Below are 18,964 nucleotides of genomic sequence, written 5' to 3' on the forward strand. Positions count from 1 at the left end.
CATGGCTTTTCAGCTCAAGAACTGGACGAGCATCGTCGCCTCGACGCTGAACCACTTTCGGGGCACGACCTCGAGGGTGACCGACTTCAACATCGGGAGCGTGGTCCGGACCATACTCGAGTCCCTCGCGATTGAGATCGACGAATTCTATCAGAAGATGTTCCACGGCCTGAGGGAGGCTATCCCGGTCGCGACCTACAATACCTTCGACTTTGCGCGCCTGGCAGCGTCTCCCGCGACGGGTGTGATCCGAGTGACGATCACATCGGCGGCGGTGGCGACGGTTATTCCGGCGGGGACGGTCTTCTCGTCGGCCGCCGCGCGCCTCACCTACCTGAGCCAGAATGGCGTGACCATCGCCCCAGGCGGGACCTACGCGGACGTGTCCGTGGTCGCTGCATCGTCTGGGGCGGCGGGAAATATCCCCGCGGCCGTCGCGTTCACCGTCAATCCTTCCATCGCCGGGTTCGTCAGCGCGGCGAACGCCATCCCACTCGTCAACGGTCGCGAGGTGGAGGCGGATGCGGAGCGAAAGCAGCGCTTCGGCAGCTATATCGAAGCGCTGCAGCGTAGCACCACGTCGGCGCTGATCTACGGCGCCAAGACCGCGGCCCTATTCAACGCCTCGGGGATTGAGACCGAGCGCGTCAAGGCTGTGTCGATCATAGAGCCGTATGTCGCGGACTCCGCGCAACCGATCTCCCTGGTCAACGTCTACGTCCATAACGGGGTTGGCGCCACGTCCGGAGCCCTGGTCGCCGAGGTAGTGAAGATCATCCACGGCTACGTCGACGACGCCGGGGTGAAGGTTCCGGGCTGGAAGGCCGCCGGCGTCAAGGTCACGGTCGCGGCCGCCACTGAGACCACCCAAGCTGTGACCGGGGTTATCACCGCCGAGCCGGGCTACGTCGCGTCGGCCCTGTGCGCGCTGGCGACGGAGGCGCTCTCCGAATACATCCTCGCCCTCGACATCGGCGAGGCCTACGTCGTCGCCCACGCCGTCGTCCTGGTTAGTAGCATCGCGGGCGTGGCGAATATCGTCTTCAGTCTGCCCACCGCCGACGTGGATCCCGCCGCGACCAACAAGCTGATGCCGGGCGCCATTGCGATCACCGCGGCATGAGGCTTACCCTCAAGCTCCTCGGGCGCCTAAACCGCGTCTTTGACAAGGACCCCCATCCGTTCGCGGCTATCCGCTTCGGGTATGCGGGCGGCATGTCGTGGGCGGTCGAGGATCTGAGGCTGGTCATCACGATCTCGGGCGGCGTCGGCGGGCCGCTGACTATTGACCTGACCCAGCACACGCTCGCCACCCTGGCGGCCACCATCGCGGGCGCTGCGGGATACCAGGTGGACTTCATCGATCCCGAGCGGGCGCACCTTGCCGCTACGATCTTGCTGGATGGGGCGGGTGAACAGGACGCGTCCGGGAGGGTGCAGCTCCTCGGCTACACGTCCCTGCTCTGGTCCTTCATGGAGGCGGAGGCGGTCGAGCTGAAGGCGGCTGATGGCCAGATTGGGCAAATGCTCCGCCAGATGACGACCAAGACGGCCGAGGGCGCCTGGCTCGATGAGCTGGGAAGCTACTACAACGTCCCTCGCTGGCCGGGCGAGGCTGATGTTGGGTACGGACCACGCATCGTCGCAGAGGCGGTGAGGCCAGCGTCGAACAATATAGCGCTCGAGCGCGCGATCCAGGACTATACGGGGCAGGCTTGCCGCGTTTTGGACGTCACGATCTATCGGGGCGTCTTCCCCGTCTACGACGGCGTGATTTCGCACGACGGGGCCTACACCTACAGCACCGTCGGATCGCCGGAGTACGGGCTATTCGACGTCCAGATCGGGTACGATCTGATCGATGGCGGAAGCTTCGTGGCGTTCCTGGCTGATGTCAGAGAAATTTTGACCAAGATCCGCGCGGCGGGAACGCACATTCGCGCGCTCAGCTTGGATGGATCGGCGTCACTGGTTCTGGACGTCTTTGGCGGCGCGATTGATGGCGGCCTCGCTGAGGCTGCTGGCTCCCTGATCAGCGAAACCCTTACCGCCCCATCTGATGGGGCAGGGGTGCCGCTCTCCGGAGGCGTGACGCTGTCAGGCGACTCTCTTGCGGCCCCTGCGGATGACGCGGCGGGATTGGTGGATGTTATTTTGCTCACCGAGAGTGGCGTCGAGATCTTTGCCGAGGACGGCTCTGAGATCTTCTACCCCATCGGCCCCATGTTCTGAGTCGTGACGCCACTATCGGGGCTCCGGCCACGATAGACAGATCATGCCTAAAACCTCTCTCCTCGACCCCGCGGCGGCCCTCGGAACGTCCGACTTCTTTGCCTTGGTCCAGGGCGGGGCGACCTTTCGGGCGACGATTGCCCAGGTCGCTGCGGCTATCCTAGCGTCGCCGGTGATCACGCAGTCACTCCAGCTCTCCGGCGCGATCACGCCCGCGGCGTTCGCCGCCACGCAGAACGACTACGCGCCGGTTGGCCTTTCAGCCGCCGCCGTCGCGCGCCTCACCGCCACCGGCGCACAGTCTATAACTGGCATAGCTGGCGGCGCCGCAGGGCGCGTCCTGATCCTGCAGAACGTCGGCGCCGCCGCCATTTCCCTTCTGAACGCCAATACGGGCTCGACGGCCGCGAACCGCTTCGCCTTCAGCTACGACCGGACGATTGAGCCGGGCCGCGTCCTGATCCTGATCTATGACGTCACGCAGTCGCGCTGGATCGACGCCGAGCCGCTGACCAAGGCGCTCGCCGCGACCATGTGGGCTGGCGTGAACGACGAGCGATTCATCACGGCGAAGGGCTTGTTCGACGCCTCCGCGCCGGTGTCCGTGGCATATGCTGCGTCAATCGCCCTGGACTTCGCCACCGGCATCAACTTCGACCTCGACGCCCTGACCGGCGCCCTGACGCTGGAGAACCCGACGAACGCGAAGATCGGCCAGAGCGGCCGCATTCGCATCCCGCAGGACGCCGCCGGCTCAAGGCTCATCACCTACGGAGCCTGGTTCAAGGCGCCCGGTGGCCCGCAGGCGCTCAGCACGGCGCCCGCAGCGGTGGATGCCTTGTACTACTTCGTCCGCGACGCCACGACGGTGGAGTACACGCTCGCGAGAGCCTTCTCGTAATGCAGCCCTTCATTCACCCGATGATGGGTAGGCGGCAAAAGGTCCGGCTCATAGCTGGCAGCGCTGGCAATGTGACATCCTCCGGATCGACGACGACCTTCACGCCGACGGGCACGGCGGCCGGCGACCTTTTGATTCTGATTTGCGGCGGCACCACGCCAACCATATCGGGTGGCGCGGGCTCCGGGTGGAGCTACAGCAATCAGGTTGGAGGCGGCACCAACATCCAGACCTGCTACAAGATTCTGGCTGCTGGCGATGTGGGTGCGACATTCACGATCTCGGCCACGGCCAACACGGCGCCCTTTTTGTGGGTCACCTATCGTGGGCCGGTGGCGATGACGCTGAAGGAGAGCGTTGCGCAACCGTCTGGCGCGGCCCTGACCTTTACCGGCTTCACGCCCGGATCGACCAATGTCGCGGCCCTTGTTGTCGGTTTCTCGCACGGCGGCGGGTCCGCCGTCGGAGCGACATTCCCCGCGGGCTGGACGACCGACGCAAGCCTCAACGCGTTCGACATCAAGTCGGTCACGACGTCTCCAGAATACGCAAGCGGATCGATCAGCATCACGGGGATCTCTGGCGCGATCTGCGCAACTTTGTGGGAGCTGATCTGATGCGCGCGCCCCACTCCCGCCACGCAACCACGGTCGTCTGAGCCATGCCTTACGCCTTCAAGACATCCGACGGATGGGTGGAGATTAACGGCGCATTCGCCACAGACGAGTTCAGTTACCCGCCCGGCTGGGCTGAGGGCTCAACGCCGGAAGCTCGCCTCGCCGCCGGCGTTGCCGAAATCACCGAGGCGGACGTCACGCCTCAGAGCCACCAGCGCCTTGTCGGCGTCGAGCTGGTCGACGTCGGCGGCCTGGTTCCCATGCGGCAGGGGGTCTACGAGGAGCTTACCCTCCAGGAGCGCCAAACCGCCATGTTGGCGGCCATCCGCGAGCAGCGGTGGGCGCATGAGCAAGCCGGCTTCATCGGCCCTGCTGGTCCCGTCCGCACCGACGACAAGACCCAAAGCAAGTTGACCGGCGCCCTCGTTATGTTCGGCCGCGACACCTCGCTGTCCACGCTCGACTGGGAGCTCTCCCCCGGCGTCTGGGCAACAGTCACAGAGGCCGACGTCGCGGGGATGGGCGTCTTGGTTGGTCAACATGTCCAGGCATGCTTCACCCACTCGCGTGGGCTCTCGGATGCCGTCATGGCCTCCGAGACTCATGCGGACCTCAACGCGATCGACATCACCGCTGGCTGGCCCGCCTGATCGTCGCTCCAACCGCCTCCGGGTAGGTGCTGCGGCGTCGTGACTTGATCCTGAGCTCCTCGCCGCCCGGAGCTTGATGTGCGCCATTCCGAATCCCTACTGCTTCCCACCGGCCACTTCCTTCTCAAGGCCTTTCGCCGCGGGATCCTGGTCGACGTGGTCGATGAGCCGAACCTGATCGTCAATGGGTCGAAGACGGCGCACGCCCGCCTGCTCGGTGGCGACGTCACCAACCGGAGCATCACGAAATTCGCGTGCGGCACGTCCGGCACGGCGCCGGCCGGCGGCAACACGAGTCTCACTGGAGCTTTCTCGAAGGCGATCGACGCGGTGAGCTATCCGGACGCGACGTCTGTGAAGTTCGACTTCTCGCTGCTCACCTCCGAGAACAACGGCATGGCCATCCTGGAGTTCGGCCTCCTGACCGCTGGAGACGTCCTCTATGCCCGCAAGGTGCGCAGCGTCGCCCTGAATAAGGATGTCGACCTGACCTTCTCCGGGTCGTGGACGATCACCTTCTAGGGGACCTTCATGGCCAACTTGACCGAGACGGAGTCCTTTGACGCCGGCGTCTACAAGATCGCAACGACCGACCCGGTCGTTGGCGGGGATGGCGGCGTATCGAACGCCCAGGCCGTCGCGCTTACCAATCGCACGAAGTGGCTGAAGGCTCGCGTTGACGAGCTGATCACGGCCGTGGCGACTCTGGCTGGCCTGAACAGCCCGGCGCTGACGGGCGATCCAACGGCGCCGACCGCGGCCGCAGGTGATGACGACACGTCGATCGCCACCACGGCCTTCGTCCACCGCAACAGTGGCGGGAGCGTCTCGGTCAACTGCGCCGGGGGCAGCAACATCACCCTCGCCGCGGACCAGTGGGGCGTCGGGATCATCATCCTGACCGGCCTCCTGACCGGCAACATCAATCTGATATTCCCGACCCGGTCGGACCGCTGGCTGGTGATCAACCGCACCACAGGCCTGTTCTCTATCACGTGCAAGCCGGCGGCCGGAACCGGCGTGAAGGTGGCGCAGGGCCGCGGCAAGAGCATCTACTGCGATGGTACGAACATCGCCGACGAACAGACCGACCTGGCCACGGGCTGGAGAACAATCACGGCGACACTGACGGCCGCGAAGGGCGACCGGCTGGTCGCCGACGTCTCTGGCGGAGTCTTCCCGATCACGCTGCCGCTGAACCCTGCGGACGGCGATGACGTGTGGATCAAGGGCAACTTCAAGGCGTCGAACCTGACCGTCGCCCGCAACGGCCAGACCATCAACTACGGCACCTCGGACCTGGTCCTCGATCGCGACAACATCACGGCCATCCTGGTCTTCGACGGCGGAACCTGGAGGGTCTAGGTGACCACCTGGTCCAGCATCTTCCCGAAGGGCTACGCGCTCCTCGACCGACAATACTTCTACGAGCCTGGCGTATATTCAGCAGTCGCGCCGGCTGGAACGGCTTACGTCCGTGCCGCGGCGGATGGCGCAGGTGGGTTCAAGGACGCCGGCGGCGATGGGTGGGGCGGCGGATCAGCTTACGCTTTTGACCAGGAGGCCTGCGCGCCTGGCGCGACGTTCTCAGTCCAGGTGGGCGACACCGCCTTCTCGCGCCCCTCGGCCGACACGGTGGCCGGCGACAGCTATGTGAAGCGCGCCGACACATCGAGTCTCGTCTACGCCGATCGCGGCCGGCACAGCGGGTCGAAGGGTCTAGCCGCCAACTCCGTCGGATCCGTCAAGCGCTCCGGCTCGGACGCCACGGCGAACCAAGGCGGGGCCAGCGCGGGAGATGACGGCGATACGCGCCCGATGGGCCTCGGCGGCCGCGGCGCCAGCGTGAACGTCTCGGCTATGCCCGGCGGCGGCGGCGGCCGGGGCGTCTTCGGCGGCGCGACGAGCGTCGTTCCGGCCGGTGACGGCGTGGTCGCGCTGGAATTCTACGCGCGCAATCCGGGGTACTGAGCATGATCCGTTGGAGCGAGCTGTTCCCGGACGAGAGCGATCTGATCCTCAGGAAGTTCTTCAAGGACGCGGGACAATTCACCGTCGCTGCGCCAGGCGGTGCGGACTATTTCCGCGTGTCCATGGTTGGCGTGGGGGGGCAGGGCGAAAACGCCGGCGGCAACGGCGCCTTCTCCCACCGCAAGGCGAAGACCTCCGCCGGCGAGGTGTTTCAGATCCAAGTGGGCCAGTGCGGGACCGGGATGACGGCCGGCGATAGCTGGATGCGGCGCGCCGCCACTGGCGAAATGGTCTGCTACGCCGACCGCGGTCGCGGCACGGGCGGTGTGCAGGGCTCGGCCGCCAACTGCATTGGCGATATTCGCCGGAGCGGCGTCGCTTCGGTGTCGAGTGGCGGTGACGTCGGTGACATAGCTCGCCTTGGGTTTGGCGGTCGCTACGGCGTGAGCCGCTCGCGCGCGCCCGGACCGGGGGGCGGCGGCCTAGGGGGGAACTTTCCAGCGCTCGTCCTAATTCCCGCCGGGCAAGGCATGGTCGCTGTCGAGTGGTACGGCGGGGATCCGGGCGAGGGGTATTGATCGACGCTCGCGCCTAAGTCGTGACGATAGCTTTGAGTCATGCCGCAGGCCGCCACAAAAGCCGCCCCCACCCTGCAACCGGACCGCAGCGCGCGGTCTGGTCGCGGTTCCAGTGCCAAGGTCGCGACGCCCGTGAAGAGCCCGCCCCTCAAGAAGCGAAACGCCTCGATTGAGGACATCTACGACGCGATAGAGCGGGTCCACGACTGCGTCCACGAGGCCTCCAAGGAGAGCTCGCGGCAGTTTGACGGGCTCCACCGGCGGGTCGACGGCGTCGCCGACGGCTTGGGTAAGGTCGGCGAGCGCGTCGCGTACATGGAGGGCGTCCAGGCGACCCAATCCAGGGCGCTTGGCGTCGCGCCGCCGGCACTCGATGACCACGACGGTCCGGTCGAGAAGGGGTTCCGCACCCTCGCCACCATGAAGCCCTGGCAAGCCCTGGTGGGCGGCATTGGTGGGCTCTCAGTCTTCGTCGTCGGCTATCGGATCGTCGTCTCGATCGCGCCCGACACCTGGGCCTTCCTCAAGTCCCTCCATCACATCCTCATGACGGTGGCTACATCATGATCCGCCCCATCCCCGCCTTCCTGGGCGAATTCCTCAAGAAGGCCGAGGGCGTCAAGACGCGGGCCTATCAAGACTCGAAGGGCATCTGGACCATCGGGGTTGGTCACACCGGCCCGGAGGTTCACCGCGGACTCGTGATCCCGATGTCCAAGGTCGACGCCTACCTGGCCGACGACATCGAAGTCGCCGCCGGGCGCCTGGAGCGCCGAATTGGCGCGGCCGCCGTGCTCTCGCTGTCGGAACATCAGTACGCCGCGCTGCTGTCCTTCGTGTTCAACCTGGGCGCCAAGCCGAACTGGACGCTGTGGCGCCTGCTCAAGGCCGGCAAGATCCAGGGCGACGCGATTCCGGACCAGATGATGAGGTTCGACAAGGCCGAGATCGACGGCGTTCTCGTGGCTCTTCCGGGCTTGCGGTATCGCCGAATGGCGGAAGCCGCCCTTTGGCGGACGCCCGACGCTCCCGGCGCGGCGGCCCTCAAGATCGTGCCGTCGGAAGTGCTCGAGATCATCAAGATCGCGCCGGCCAATCCGCTGCCGTCGTCCCAGGTCCGCGCCATGGAGACCCCTCCGACGCCGCCTGTGGGATCGCCGCTCGTCAAGAGCCGCGCCTTCATGAGCGGGGTCACGGCCGCGCTGCTGGGCGCCCCGGCGATGCTCAAGGAGATCGGCGACGGGTTCTTGAAGCCGGTCATGGACGCCATCTCGCCGTTCTCGGACCGGAGCCCGGCCGTAGAGCACCTGGTGGGGACACTCGCCACGGCCGCGGCCGTGCTGGTCGCCGTCTCGGTGGCGTTCCAAATCTACAACAGCCACCGCGCGAGGAATTAGCGTGGGAAAGCTCTTCGAGATCGTCGCCGGCGCCAAGGCGTACCTGATCATCGCCGCGATCTGCTTGGCCTTGGGCGCGGCGGGCGGCTCCGCTGCCGCCTGGAAGATTCAGGACGGCAACATCGCATCGATCCAGCTCGAGCAAAAGAAGGCGCAAGGGAAGGCCGTCGCCGCCGCGATCAAGAAGGAGCGCGCGGCCGCGAAGATCTCAGCCGAAGCCGGCCGCAAGGCGGAGGATCACCAGGTCGAGATCCGAAACGTCACCCGCACCATCATCCGAGAGGTTCCGCGCTATGTCTCCGTTGAAGCTGACGCTCGTTGCGTGCTGCCTGTTGGTTTCCTCCGGGTGCACGACGCCGCAACCCTCGGCGCCCCTGTCTCAGAAACCCTGGATCCCGCCGGCCGGCCTGATGACGCGGCCGCCGGCGTTGATTGCTCTGCTGCCGCAGCGGTCATCGCCGAAAACTACGGCGCCTACCGCTCCGTCTCCCAACAACTGATCGACCTGCAGGACTTGGTCTCCGATCAGGTCCGTCTCGGCGAGGGGGCGGAGTAGCCCCGTGCCGTCCCCCCCCATCTCGCCGGCCATCTCAGCCGAGCGGAAGCGGGTTATCGAGGCGGCGCTGGCCGACGGCTTCACCCCCTTTGGGCAGTCGGGCGGTCGCGGATCCTCTGCGCAAGAGGGCGCGCGGCGCCTCGGGATGAACGTCTCCAGCCTCATGAGCTGGATCCGCACCCAGGAGCGGCGCGCGCTGGAGGGCGCGGAGAACTTCCTGCCCGATTGGTCCCTCTTCAAGCCGCCGGCGGCCGCGAAGCTTTCGTCATCTCGCGCCATGGTGCTTGTGAAGCGGGACGCTCGGCGCTTCCTCCTGACCGCGGCGCAAGACGACACGCCGGTGCACGCCTCGTTCTGGGCGAACCTGCTCGCCTACGCCCACGACATCGGCGCCGAGATCCGCGTCGGCGGCTTCACCTATCAGAAGGGCCTGTTTGAGGATCACGCCACCCGGACCGCGGCGTTCGCGAGGGAGGTTCACCCCTACCTCTTCCACGACAACAACGACTGCGGGCCGCTGGTCTTTGCCGCGAAGATGAACACCCTACCGACCGCGGTGAGGCCGCTCTCGGATCTCCACACCCACCCCCGCGGCGCCTGGGGCGTCTTCCCGCACGCGAAGATCCAGCTCGTGTCCGTCCCAGCTCTGCCCGGCCGGCACCCGGCGATGATCATGACCACGGGCGCCTGCACGATCGCCAACTACATCGAGAAGAAGGCCGGCCTGAAGGCGGAGTTTCACCACCAGATCGGCGCAACGATCGTTGAGGTGGATCCGCAGGACCGGGTCTTCTGCCGACAGATCAGCGCCACCGATGACGGCGCGTTCCAGGACTTGGACGTCGTCGTCCGCGCCGGCGTGGTGACCCGAGGCCACCGGGTCGAGGAGATCTCCTGGGGCGACATCCACCGGGAGCAGCTCGATCCGACGGTGGCGCGGGCGGCCTGGGGCCTGGACCTGGCGCGCGACGAGATCATCTCCAGCGACAACATGCTGGACGCCCTCAAGCCACGCCACCAGGCCTGGCACGACCTGCTCGACTTCCAGGCCAGGAACCACCATCGGCGTGACGATCACGCCTTCATGTTCGGCATGATGGTGGAAGGGACCGATCGGGTCGACGCGGCGAACAAGGCCTGCGCCGAATTCCTCCGCCGGACGGCCCGCGACTTCTGCACCAGCGTCGTCGTCGCCTCGAACCACAACGAGGCCATGCACCGCTGGCTGCGGGAGACCGACCCTCGGAAGGATCCACTGAACCTCCGGTTCTGGTGTCAGGCCAACGACGCCATCTATGCGGCCAAGGAGGCCGGCGATCGGGAGTTCGACGTCTTCAAGTGGGCGCTCGAGCGCCACGACCCGGCGAACCTCGAGGACATCGTCTTCGTGCCCCGCAACGGATCCTACCTGGTCTGCCAGGAGGCAGGCGGGGTCGAGATTGGGCTGCACGGGGACGAGGGGCCGAACGGCGCCCGCGGCTCGGCGATGAGCTTGGCGCGCGTCGCGGTGCGGCTGAACATCGGCCACAGCCACTCGGCCGCCATCCTGGACGGCGTCTATCAGGCCGGCCTCTGCGGCCTGCTGGACCAGCAGTATAATACCGGTCCGAGCTCGTGGTCCCACACTCAGATTGTGACTTATCGATCAGCGAAGAGGACGCTCGTAACCCTGATCGACGGGAAGTGGCGGGCGTGAATCTAAGGCACTAGCGCAATTCGAGAAGATGCGGGATGGTGCGGGCGGACGCCGGACCGGACGGGAATAATAGCCACTACCGCCACTAGAACCGCCATGAAGGTGCTTTGAGGTTTTGAATTCCGCCAAGAATTCAACATCTTACGAATTTTAGACGTGTTACTCACTTTGATAGGGACGACAATGGCGACTGGTACTGTGAAGTGGTTCAACGGAACCAAGGGTTATGGCTTCATCGCTCCTGAGGGCGGTGGCGGCGACGTTTTCGTCCATATCTCGGCGGTTGAACGCGCGGGCCTCGGCGGACTGAACGAAGGTGACAAGGTCAGCTTCGAAGTCGAGCGCGACCGCAAGAGCGGCAAGGATTCGGCCGCTCAGCTGCAAATCCTCTAGTTCTCGACGGCGGGGCCGCCGGTTTTCGGCGCGCCCCGCCTTCTTGATCTCTGCCGATCTGCCCGACAGAGCCATCGGCCCTGGCGGTTTTCTATGCTTCGGCCGCTGGCCGAGCTAACGCGGCTTGGCGCCCTTGGCGGTGTCGATGCGCGCCTTTTCAAGCTCCGCGCCTTCGGGCCCGTCCAGAGCTTCCTCGGCTTCCTTCGCCTTTTGTTCGACAGGGCCGGTCTTGACGAAGTCCTCCTCCGCTTTGCGGAAGCGACGTGCGGCGTCGTAGTCGCCCTCACCTTGAATCTTACCCATGGGGTGTCTCCTCTGGTCCTGACCAGATGAACCCTGGCCCGAGCGGCGGGGTTCCGCCCACCGCCTGGAACCGTGGAGCTTTCCCGGGCGGAAGGTGTTGTCTAGGGTCTCGAACGCCCCCAAGCCGGTCCGCCATGAACGATCCTGGTCCATCGACCCGCCCTGAGGACGGCGCCAACGAAGCGCGCCTGGAGGCGGTGCTCGAAAGCATCAGCGTCGGCTTCTATGCCTTGGATCGCGATTGGCGCTACGTGGTCTTCAACCGGGCCGCCGAGGAGTATTTCGGCGTCTCCCGAGGCGAACTCATCGGCAAGGCGATGTGGGACGTCTTCCCGCAAGGCCGGGGCGGCGTCTTCGAGCGGGCCTGTGTGCGGGCGATGGACGAGCGGATCGCCTCGCGGTTCGAAATCCCGTCGCGGGCGCGGGCCGGGCGGATGGTGGAGCTGCGCATCCTGCCCATGCGCGACGCGGGCATCGCCGTCTCCCTCTCCGACATCACCGAACGCCGACGCACCGAGGACGCCCTGCGCGCCAGCGAGGCGCGACTGGAGCTGGCGACCCAGGCGTCTCGGCTGGGGGTCTGGGAGTGGAACATCGTCACCGGCGAGATGATCGTCTCCGCCCGGGCCCGCGAGATCTGGGGCTTCGCGCCCGAGCAGGTGGTGGAGATCGAGGACATTCCCCGCGCCGCCCACCCCGAAGACGAGCCGGGAATCCTGGCCCTCTCGCGGCGCGCGATGGACCCGGAGGTGCGCGACGCCTCCCCCTATGAATATCGCATACCGCAGCCGGACGGCGCGATGCGCTGGGTCCGCGCCCAGGGCGAGCCGGTGTTCGACCCCGAGAGCGGGGCCGCTGTCCGCTATGTCGGCACGGTGGCGGACATCACGGCGGAGCGGACGGCGGCGCAGGACCTGCGGGAGTCCGAGGCGCGCCTGCGGCTGGCCATGGAAGCCGGCGGCATGGCGGTGTTCCTGCTGACCGGCGGCGGTCTGCAGGGCAGCCCGGAGCTGAACCGGCTGCTGGGCCTGGCCGCGGACGCCGAGCCCACCATGGAGGAGATCAACGCGGGCTATTATCCGGGCGAACTCGAACGCATGCAGGAGGCCTATCGGGAGGCCGTAGCGAGCCAGGCGCGAAAGGTCGAGATCGAGTACCGCTATGTCTGGCCCGACGGGCAGGTGCGCTGGCTGATGGTGCGGGCCGAGATCAACCTGAGAGCCGACGGCGAACCCCAGAGCGTTCTGGGGGTGATCCTGGACATCACCGAGCGGCGGGAGTCCGAGGAGCGGCTGAAGCTGCTGGCCCGCGAGGTGGACCACCGGGCCAACAACCTGCTGACCGTCGTGCAGGCCACCGTGGCCCTGACCTCGGCGCCGACCCCCGACGCGCTGAAGGACATCATCACCGGCCGAGTCAGGGCGCTCGCCCACGCCCACCAGCTCATCTCCGAGGCCCGCTGGCGCGGGGCGGAACTGCGCCGGCTGGTGGAGGAGGAACTGCGGCCCTACCGGCTGGGCGCGGAGGGCCGGGTGCGGTTTGGAGGGCCGGATGTCACCCTCAGCCCACAGGTGGCCCAGTCAGCGGCCATGGCGCTGCACGAACTCGCCACCAACGCGGCCAAGTACGGGGCGCTGTCACGCGCCACGGGGGAGGTCTCGGTGACCTGGACCCTGGAGGGTGAGCAGGTGACGCTGGACTGGGCCGAGACGGGCGGGCCTGCGGTGGTCGCGCCCACCCGTCGGGGCCTTGGCCTCAACATGCTGCAGCGGACTCTGGGCGGCGGCGTCGGGGGCCATGCGGTGCTGGACTGGCGGGAGAGCGGCCTGATGGCCCGGCTGAGCCTACCGCTCTCCCAACCCCGCTAAAGCAGGTCGCCGCCCGCGGCCGCGGCGGTGGTGCCGTCGCGCTCATAGGCCTTGATCACGTTGCGGCCCACCGTCCAGCGGTGAACCTCATCGGGTCCGTCCACCAGTCGCTGCGAGCGGATGTGGGTGTACCAAGCGGCCAAGGGGGTGTCGGTGGAGTAGCCGAGCGCCCCGTGCAGCTGGATGGCGGTGTCCACCACCTTGTGGACCATGTGGGCCAGGAACACCTTGGCGATGGAGTTCTCCTGCCGCAGGTCCATGCCGCGCTCGGCCTTGTAGGCGATATGCAGCAGCATCAGGCGGGCCATGTAGAGCTCGCTGGCGCAGTCGGCGAGCATCCACTGGACGCCCTGCCGCTCCGACAGCTTCTTGCCGAAGGTCTCGCGCTGGGTGACGTGGGCGGCGGCCATGTCCAGGGCCCGCTGGGCCATGGCGACGTTGTGCATGCCGTGGCGCAGGCGGCCGTAGGCCAGACGGTGCTGGCCCATGTTGAAGCCCTGGCCTTCGCCGCCCAGCAGGTTCTCGGCCGGGATCACCAGGTCCTTGATCTCGATCTCCGAGTGGCCGCCCCCCATGATGTGGCTGAGGGGGCCTTCCTTGGCCATGGTGCCGATGTCGCGCTTGATGATGTAGCCGGGGTTGGGCAGCTCGACGATGAAGGTGGAATAGCGCTGGTGGCGCGGGGCGTCGGGGTCGGTCATGGCCATGACGACGGCCATGTCGGCGGCGCTGGCGGCCGAGGAGAACCACTTCTCGCCGTTCAGGATGTAGTTCTCGTTGCCGTCCTTCACGGCCCGGGTCTGCATGCCGGTGGCGTCGGCGCCGGCCGCCTTCTCGGTCATCGAGTAGCAGACGCGCTTGTCGCCGTTCAGAAGGGGCTTGAGGTACTTCTCCTTCTGGAACTCGGTGCCGTGGGCCAGCAGGGTCAGCATGGTGGCGTCGTCGGGACCCTGACTGTTCATCGACAGGGCGCCCAGGTGGCTTTCGCCCAGCTCCATCTGCACCAGGGCGTTGGCGAGCGGGCCCAGGCCCATGCCGCCATATTCCTTGGGGATGAAGGGGAGCCAGAGGCCGGCGGCGCGGGCCTTGGTCCGCAGTTCGGCCAGGACCGTCTTGAAGGACTCCTTGTCCACCAGGCGCTTCTCGGCCGGGATGCACTCATCGTGCACCCACTGGCGCACCTTGGCGCGGATGGCCTTGGCCTCCGCCGGAATCTCGAAGTCGATGGACATGGTCGCTCTCCGCCCTGTGGTTTTCTGGTTGGGCGGAAGGGTCGACCGATCATCGGCGCGGCGCAAGCCTGCCCTGGCGTCAGAGGCGGGCGGCCAGGGCCTCCCGGTCGCCGACGAACCACAGGTGTCGGCCGCGGTTGGACTCATAGACAAAGTCGCGCAGGGGGTTGCTGGCGGCCATGTGGACGGTGATGTCGCCGACGATAGCCAGGGCCGCGCCGTAGTTCACGAACTTCTGGACGAACTCCCCGGCCAGGCGGGTGCTGAGATCGAAGAATTCGTCTGTCAGGCGGGCCGCGGGCAGGGCGATGACGTCGACCTCCGCGCCATAGGCCTCGCCGATGATGTCGGTGGCGTCGCGACCGGTGGACAGACGCGGGCCCTCAGCGTCGCACAGCCAGACGCGGACGCCGTTGAGGATCTGGAGGCTCATGGTTCGATCACCGCCGCATGGTCGCGCTTTGGCCGCTCATACCCCATATGAGCGGCGATGGCCCACGGTGGGTCAACGCCATTCCAAGGACGCCTGCATGCCGATTTCCCTCCACCAAGCCTCGATCCCGCTCTTCGTGCGTGGCCTGAAGAACCTCGCCAGCCTGCTGGAGAAGGGCGCGGCTCATGCGGCGGAGAACGGCGTCGACCCCTCGGAACTGATCGAGGCGCGGCTGGCGCCAGACATGCTGGCCCTGGCCGCCCAGGTGCAGCGCACCAGCGACACCGCCAAGCTCTCCGGTGAACGGCTGAGCGGGATCGAGGCCCCGAAGATGCCGGATGACGAGACCACCTTCCCGCAGCTGCAGGAACGGATCACCAAGACCATCGCCTATCTGGAAAGCCTGCCGGTGGCCGATGTGGACGCCGGTGAGGGGCGGACCATCACGCTCAACTTCGGACCGATGAAGCCGTCCTTCAGCGGCGCGGACTACCTGTTCGGCTTTGCGCTGCCGAACTTCTATTTCCACGTGGTGACCGCCCACGACATCCTGCGGCACAAGGGCGTGGCGATCGGCAAGCGCGACTATCTGGGCGCCGTCGCCTAGGGCTCTTGAGGGCGGCCGGCTTGTCGGCGGGCCGCCCAGCCCCTAAAGCACAGCTCTTTGCTGCGCAGGGACTTCCGCCATGAATGTTCGCGACGCCAATGGCGCCCTCCTGGTCGAGGGCGACTCCGTCACCCTGATCAAGGACCTGAAGGTCAAGGGGACCACGGTCACCCTGAAGCGCGGGACGCTAATCAAGAACATCCGCCTCACCGACGACGAGACCCAGATCGAGTGCCGTGCGGAAAAGGTGAAGGACCTCGTCCTCAAGACCGAGTTCGTCAAGAAGGCCTAGGTCGCCTCGGCGCACGGCTCATGGGCGTTGTCGCGCCCCTCAGGTGTTGGGCTCAGGCGAGACCCGCACCAGCAGCTTGCCGTCATGGGCGCCGGTGAAGAGCAGCTTCACCGCCTCGGCGGCGTTCTCCAGGCCGTCGACCGTGTGGGCCTTCCACTTGAGTTGGCCTGAGGCCACCAGGGGGATCAGCTCGGCCATCGCCTCGGCGGCGCGGGGCAGGTAGTCGATCACGATGAAGCCCTTGATCAGGATGCGGCGCATCAGGACGCGGGCGAAGTCCTTCGGCCCCGGGATCTGGCCGTCGATGTTGTAGGTGGAGATCATCCCGCACAGCGCCATGCGGCTGAAGTTGTTCATGCGGCCGATGACGGCGTCCATGATCTCTCCGCCGACGTTCTCGAAATTCACGTCGATCCCGTTGGGGCAGTGGCGGTCCAAGGCGGCGCCGACGTCCTCGTTGCGGTAGTCGATGGCGGCGTCGAAGCCGAGCTCCTCGGTCAGCCAGCGGCACTTCTCGGGGCTGCCCGCGATGCCGACGACCCGGCAGCCCTTCAGCTTGGCGAGCTGGCCGACGATGGAGCCCACGGCGCCGGCGGCGGCGGAGACAACAACCGTCTCACCCGGCTGGGGCTTGCCGATGTCCATGAGGCCGAACCAGGCGGTCAGGCCGGTGGCGCCCAGGACGCTCATATAGGCCGTCATGGGCACGCCGGGGATCTGCAGGCTGGGGCGGGCCATGGCGGCGGGGAGCACGGTATAGTCCTGCCAGCCGCCGAGGCCGGGATTGACGATCTGGCCGACCTGGAGGTCCGGGCTCCGCGATTGTTCCACGACGCCGATGACGCCGCCGCGCATGACGTCGCCGATCTCGACGGGCGGCAGGTACTGGTCCTGGTCGCTCATCCAGATGCGGTTGGTGGGGTCGAGGGACAGGTAGGTGGTGCGGACCAGGACCTCGCCGTCCTTCAGCTCCGGCGTCTGGGTCTCGACCAGTTCGAGGTCTTCGGGGCCGATCTCGCCGGTCGGACGGCGGCGCAGGATCCACTGGCGGTTGGTGGGCATGAGGAACTCTCCCTTGTTCGTTGGGGGAGACGATGCCGACCGCACGCCGGGGAAGTCGAGGGCTTAGCTGGATCGCCCGTTCATCTCGTCGCCAGCGTCCTTGGGGAGGGGGATGAAGAACAGGATGGAGATGAAGGTGATGGCGCCGATGATCACGAAGGCGGGCGCGATGGTGGCGGCGGTCATTTGGGTCTGGCCCTGGGCGACCATCAGCATGTGCAGGAGCAGGGCCGCCAGGCCGATGCCGATGGACTGCACCAATTGCTGGGCCATGGAGGAGGTGGTGGAGGCGCGGCTCATCTGGTGCTGCTCGATCTCCGCATAGGCCAGGCCGTTGAGGCTGGTGAACTGCAGGGAGCGGAAGAAGCCGCCGATCGCCAGGACCGTCAGCATGATCCAGTGGGGTGTTGAGGGCTTGAAGAAGCCGTAGGCCATGAAGCTGACCCCGACGATCACCGCGTTGACCAGCAGCACGGTGCGGAAGCCGTAGCGGCGCAGGATGGGCGGGGCGGTGGTCTTCATCACCAGGGCGCCGGCCGCCGAGATGAAGGTCATCAGGCCGGCCTGGAAGGCCGAGAGCCCAAAGCCGATCTGCAGCAGCATGGCCAGCAGGAAGGGGGTCGCTCCCATGGCCACCCGCATGAAGGCGCCGCCGATCACCGAGGCCCGGAAGGTCACCAGCCGGAAGATCGACAGGTCGATGATGGCGTGGGGATTATCCCTGGCATGGAAGCGATAGGCCACCAGGGCGGCGATGCTGGCCAGGAACAGGGCCGCCACCACGCCGGGCGGCAGGGCGTCGCGGCCAATGTTCTCGAAGCCGAAGATCAGGCCGGCGAGGCCGAGTCCCGTGAGCAGGATGCCGATCCAGTCGATGGGGGAGACGACCTGTTCCTTCACGTTGGGAACATAGGCCCGCACCAGCAGGACGCCGGCCACGGCGATCGGCAAATTCATGAAGAAAATCCAGCGCCAATCGAAGAAGGTTACGATGGCGCCGCCGACCACGGGCCCGATCACCGGGCCCAGCAGAGCGGGCATGGTCAGCACCGACATGGCGCCCACCAGCTCGTTCTTCGGGGTGGTGCGCAGCAGGACCAGGCGGCCGACCGGGCCCATCATGGCGCCGGCCATGCCCTGGAAGATGCGGGCGATGACCAGCTGGTTGAGGTTCTGGGCGAAGCCGCAGGCGGCCGAGGACAGGGCGAACAGCACCATGGCGATCATGAAGATCCGCTTGGCCCCGAACTTGTCGGCGACCCAGCCGCTGATGGGCAGGAAGACCGCCGAGGCCAGCAGGAACATGGTGATGGCCAGGTTCAGCCGCAGGGGGTCCTCATCCAGGGCCACGGCCATGGTGGGCAGGGCGTTGGAGATCACCGTGGCGTTCAGGGTCTGCATCAGCATGGCCGAGCCGATGATGGCCGGGATCATCCAGCCGCGGGTGGCGGCGGTGCTGGCGGGCGCGGCGGCCCGGGCCTCGACCGGGCCTTCGGGCTCGCTCATGCCTCCAGGCTCAGCAGCTGGAGGAGGGGGCCGGCGGCGGCGTCGAGCTGGCGTCGCGCGTCCACGGGCAGCTTGGCGAGACGGGCGGCGAGCCAGTCGTTGCGGTGTTGGCGGATGGCGTCGAGCTGGGCCTCGCCCGACGCGGTGATGGCCAGTCCGGAACGGCGGCCGTCGGTGGCGCTGTCGGCGCGGGTGATCCAGCCGGCGGCCTCCAGGCGCTTGATGTGGCCGCTCATGGTGGGCCGCGACAGCTGTTCGCTGTCGGCCAGGTCGCAGACGCCCACCCCCGGGCTGCGGGCGATCTGGGTCAGGAGCAGGGCGTCGAGGGCCGACACCCCAGCCTTCTGGGCTTCCTGGCGCAGGCGGCGCGACACCCGCAGCAGGGCCGGGCGCAGGGTTTCGGCGAGCACGACCGGATCGTCCGTCGAGGTGGGCATCGAGACTCGCCAAGATAGTTAGGTTGGCGAACTACCTATATTTGGCGATCTTGCCGGTCAAGACGCTGTTCCGCCGCGTCTCGAGCCGCACGCCGCGCCGCGCGGAGGCCGGTGATCAGGGCCAGGGTCTGGCGGCGCAGATCGCGCGCGATGGCCTCGCAGGTTTCAAGGTCGTCCTCAAAGCCGCGGGCGGCGGCCTCGCGCGCCCGTTCGCCGCCGGCGTGGACCGCCCG

Annotated in this window: 24 protein-coding genes; 18 read left to right on the forward strand and 6 right to left on the reverse strand. The window is 67.0% G+C overall.

Annotation, left to right across the window (positions count from 1 at the left end; all coding sequences use genetic code 11):
• Position 1 precedes the first annotated feature (1 nt).
• The 14 genes from OCL97_RS04495 to OCL97_RS04560 all read left to right on the forward strand — a co-directional run bounded on the left by OCL97_RS04495 (position 2) and on the right by OCL97_RS04560 (position 10,991).
• The gene (locus OCL97_RS04495; RefSeq protein WP_377367991.1) at positions 2–1,123 is read left to right on the forward strand and encodes a baseplate J/gp47 family protein; all 1,122 of its coding nucleotides are present in this window, start codon (positions 2–4) and stop codon (positions 1,121–1,123) included.
• Complete coding sequence (locus OCL97_RS04500; RefSeq protein ID WP_377367993.1) at positions 1,120–2,232, forward strand: hypothetical protein; 1,113 nt, start codon at positions 1,120–1,122, stop codon at positions 2,230–2,232. The genes OCL97_RS04495 and OCL97_RS04500 overlap by 4 nt, the downstream gene beginning before the upstream one ends.
• Positions 2,233–2,335: 103 nt before the next feature.
• Positions 2,336–3,133 carry a hypothetical protein gene (locus tag OCL97_RS04505; protein WP_377367995.1) on the forward strand — a complete coding sequence of 266 codons (798 nt, stop codon included), beginning with the start codon at positions 2,336–2,338 and terminating at the stop codon, positions 3,131–3,133.
• The gene (locus tag OCL97_RS04510; RefSeq protein ID WP_377367997.1) at positions 3,133–3,750 is read left to right on the forward strand and encodes a hypothetical protein; all 618 of its coding nucleotides are present in this window, start codon (positions 3,133–3,135) and stop codon (positions 3,748–3,750) included. The genes OCL97_RS04505 and OCL97_RS04510 overlap by 1 nt, the downstream gene beginning before the upstream one ends.
• A 44-nt stretch (positions 3,751–3,794) precedes the next feature.
• Positions 3,795–4,400 carry a DUF4376 domain-containing protein gene (locus OCL97_RS04515; protein WP_377367999.1) on the forward strand — a complete coding sequence of 202 codons (606 nt, stop codon included), beginning with the start codon at positions 3,795–3,797 and terminating at the stop codon, positions 4,398–4,400.
• A 78-nt stretch (positions 4,401–4,478) separates the two neighbouring features.
• The gene (locus tag OCL97_RS04520; protein ID WP_377368001.1) at positions 4,479–4,922 is read left to right on the forward strand and encodes a hypothetical protein; all 444 of its coding nucleotides are present in this window, start codon (positions 4,479–4,481) and stop codon (positions 4,920–4,922) included.
• Positions 4,923–4,931: 9 nt separating this feature from the next.
• Positions 4,932–5,765 (forward strand): hypothetical protein, encoded by an 834-nt coding sequence (locus OCL97_RS04525; protein WP_377368003.1) that lies wholly within the window; start codon positions 4,932–4,934, stop codon positions 5,763–5,765.
• Complete coding sequence (locus OCL97_RS04530) at positions 5,766–6,371, forward strand: hypothetical protein (RefSeq protein ID WP_377368005.1); 606 nt, start codon at positions 5,766–5,768, stop codon at positions 6,369–6,371.
• Between the two features lie 2 nt (positions 6,372–6,373).
• Positions 6,374–6,949: a hypothetical protein gene (locus tag OCL97_RS04535; RefSeq protein WP_377368007.1), complete on the forward strand. Its 576-nt coding sequence runs from the start codon at positions 6,374–6,376 to the stop codon at positions 6,947–6,949.
• Between the two features lie 39 nt (positions 6,950–6,988).
• Complete coding sequence (locus OCL97_RS04540) at positions 6,989–7,516, forward strand: hypothetical protein (protein ID WP_377368009.1); 528 nt, start codon at positions 6,989–6,991, stop codon at positions 7,514–7,516.
• Complete coding sequence (locus OCL97_RS04545) at positions 7,513–8,346, forward strand: lysozyme (protein ID WP_377368011.1); 834 nt, start codon at positions 7,513–7,515, stop codon at positions 8,344–8,346. Before OCL97_RS04540 ends, OCL97_RS04545 begins: the two co-directional genes overlap by 4 nt.
• A 1-nt stretch (position 8,347) precedes the next feature.
• On the forward strand, positions 8,348–8,902 hold the full coding sequence (locus OCL97_RS04550) for a hypothetical protein (protein ID WP_377368013.1): 555 nt from the start codon (positions 8,348–8,350) through the stop codon (positions 8,900–8,902).
• Between the two features lie 4 nt (positions 8,903–8,906).
• Complete coding sequence (locus OCL97_RS04555; RefSeq protein ID WP_377368015.1) at positions 8,907–10,598, forward strand: hypothetical protein; 1,692 nt, start codon at positions 8,907–8,909, stop codon at positions 10,596–10,598.
• Between the two features lie 183 nt (positions 10,599–10,781).
• The gene (locus tag OCL97_RS04560; RefSeq protein WP_215341185.1) at positions 10,782–10,991 is read left to right on the forward strand and encodes a cold-shock protein; all 210 of its coding nucleotides are present in this window, start codon (positions 10,782–10,784) and stop codon (positions 10,989–10,991) included.
• Positions 10,992–11,105: 114 nt separating this feature from the next.
• On the opposite strand, the gene OCL97_RS04565 is transcribed toward OCL97_RS04560, so the two are convergent.
• Entirely contained in the window at positions 11,106–11,294 is a 189-nt protein-coding gene (locus OCL97_RS04565) for a hypothetical protein (RefSeq protein WP_377368017.1), read from the reverse strand.
• A 134-nt stretch (positions 11,295–11,428) separates the two neighbouring features.
• Between OCL97_RS04565 and OCL97_RS04570 the strand changes: the two genes are divergently transcribed.
• On the forward strand, positions 11,429–13,162 hold the full coding sequence (locus OCL97_RS04570; protein WP_377368019.1) for a sensor histidine kinase: 1,734 nt from the start codon (positions 11,429–11,431) through the stop codon (positions 13,160–13,162).
• Here the strand turns inward: OCL97_RS04570 and OCL97_RS04575 are convergent.
• Positions 13,159–14,394 carry an acyl-CoA dehydrogenase family protein gene (locus OCL97_RS04575; RefSeq protein ID WP_304775786.1) on the reverse strand — a complete coding sequence of 412 codons (1,236 nt, stop codon included), beginning with the start codon at positions 14,392–14,394 and terminating at the stop codon, positions 13,159–13,161. The genes OCL97_RS04570 and OCL97_RS04575 overlap by 4 nt on opposite strands.
• A gap of 79 nt (positions 14,395–14,473) precedes the next feature.
• Positions 14,474–14,827: a DUF4180 domain-containing protein gene (locus tag OCL97_RS04580; RefSeq protein ID WP_377368021.1), complete on the reverse strand. Its 354-nt coding sequence runs from the start codon at positions 14,825–14,827 to the stop codon at positions 14,474–14,476.
• 97 nt (positions 14,828–14,924) lie between these two features.
• On the opposite strand from OCL97_RS04580, the gene OCL97_RS04585 reads away from it, so the two are divergent.
• Together OCL97_RS04585 and OCL97_RS04590 are read left to right on the forward strand one after the other, a co-directional pair.
• Entirely contained in the window at positions 14,925–15,434 is a 510-nt protein-coding gene (locus tag OCL97_RS04585; protein ID WP_377368023.1) for a DUF1993 domain-containing protein, read from the forward strand.
• Positions 15,435–15,513: 79 nt separating this feature from the next.
• Positions 15,514–15,726: an alkylphosphonate utilization protein gene (locus OCL97_RS04590; RefSeq protein WP_304775779.1), complete on the forward strand. Its 213-nt coding sequence runs from the start codon at positions 15,514–15,516 to the stop codon at positions 15,724–15,726.
• Positions 15,727–15,765: 39 nt separating this feature from the next.
• Here OCL97_RS04590 and OCL97_RS04595 read toward each other — a convergent pair whose 3' ends face one another.
• From OCL97_RS04595 to OCL97_RS04605, 3 genes are all read right to left on the reverse strand, one after another.
• On the reverse strand, positions 15,766–16,788 hold the full coding sequence (locus OCL97_RS04595) for an NADP-dependent oxidoreductase (RefSeq protein ID WP_377368025.1): 1,023 nt from the start codon (positions 16,786–16,788) through the stop codon (positions 15,766–15,768).
• 63 nt (positions 16,789–16,851) lie between these two features.
• Complete coding sequence (locus tag OCL97_RS04600) at positions 16,852–18,294, reverse strand: MFS transporter (RefSeq protein WP_377368027.1); 1,443 nt, start codon at positions 18,292–18,294, stop codon at positions 16,852–16,854.
• Positions 18,291–18,731 (reverse strand): MarR family winged helix-turn-helix transcriptional regulator, encoded by a 441-nt coding sequence (locus OCL97_RS04605; protein ID WP_304775774.1) that lies wholly within the window; start codon positions 18,729–18,731, stop codon positions 18,291–18,293. Before OCL97_RS04605 ends, OCL97_RS04600 begins: the two co-directional genes overlap by 4 nt.
• A 23-nt stretch (positions 18,732–18,754) precedes the next feature.
• On the opposite strand from OCL97_RS04605, the gene OCL97_RS04610 reads away from it, so the two are divergent.
• On the forward strand, positions 18,755–18,964 hold a 210-nt coding region (locus OCL97_RS04610), incomplete at its 3' end, for a hypothetical protein (protein WP_377368029.1).

The sequence above is a fragment of the Phenylobacterium ferrooxidans genome (genome assembly GCF_042714595.1).
Taxonomy (GTDB): Bacteria; Pseudomonadota; Alphaproteobacteria; order Caulobacterales; family Caulobacteraceae; genus Phenylobacterium; species Phenylobacterium ferrooxidans.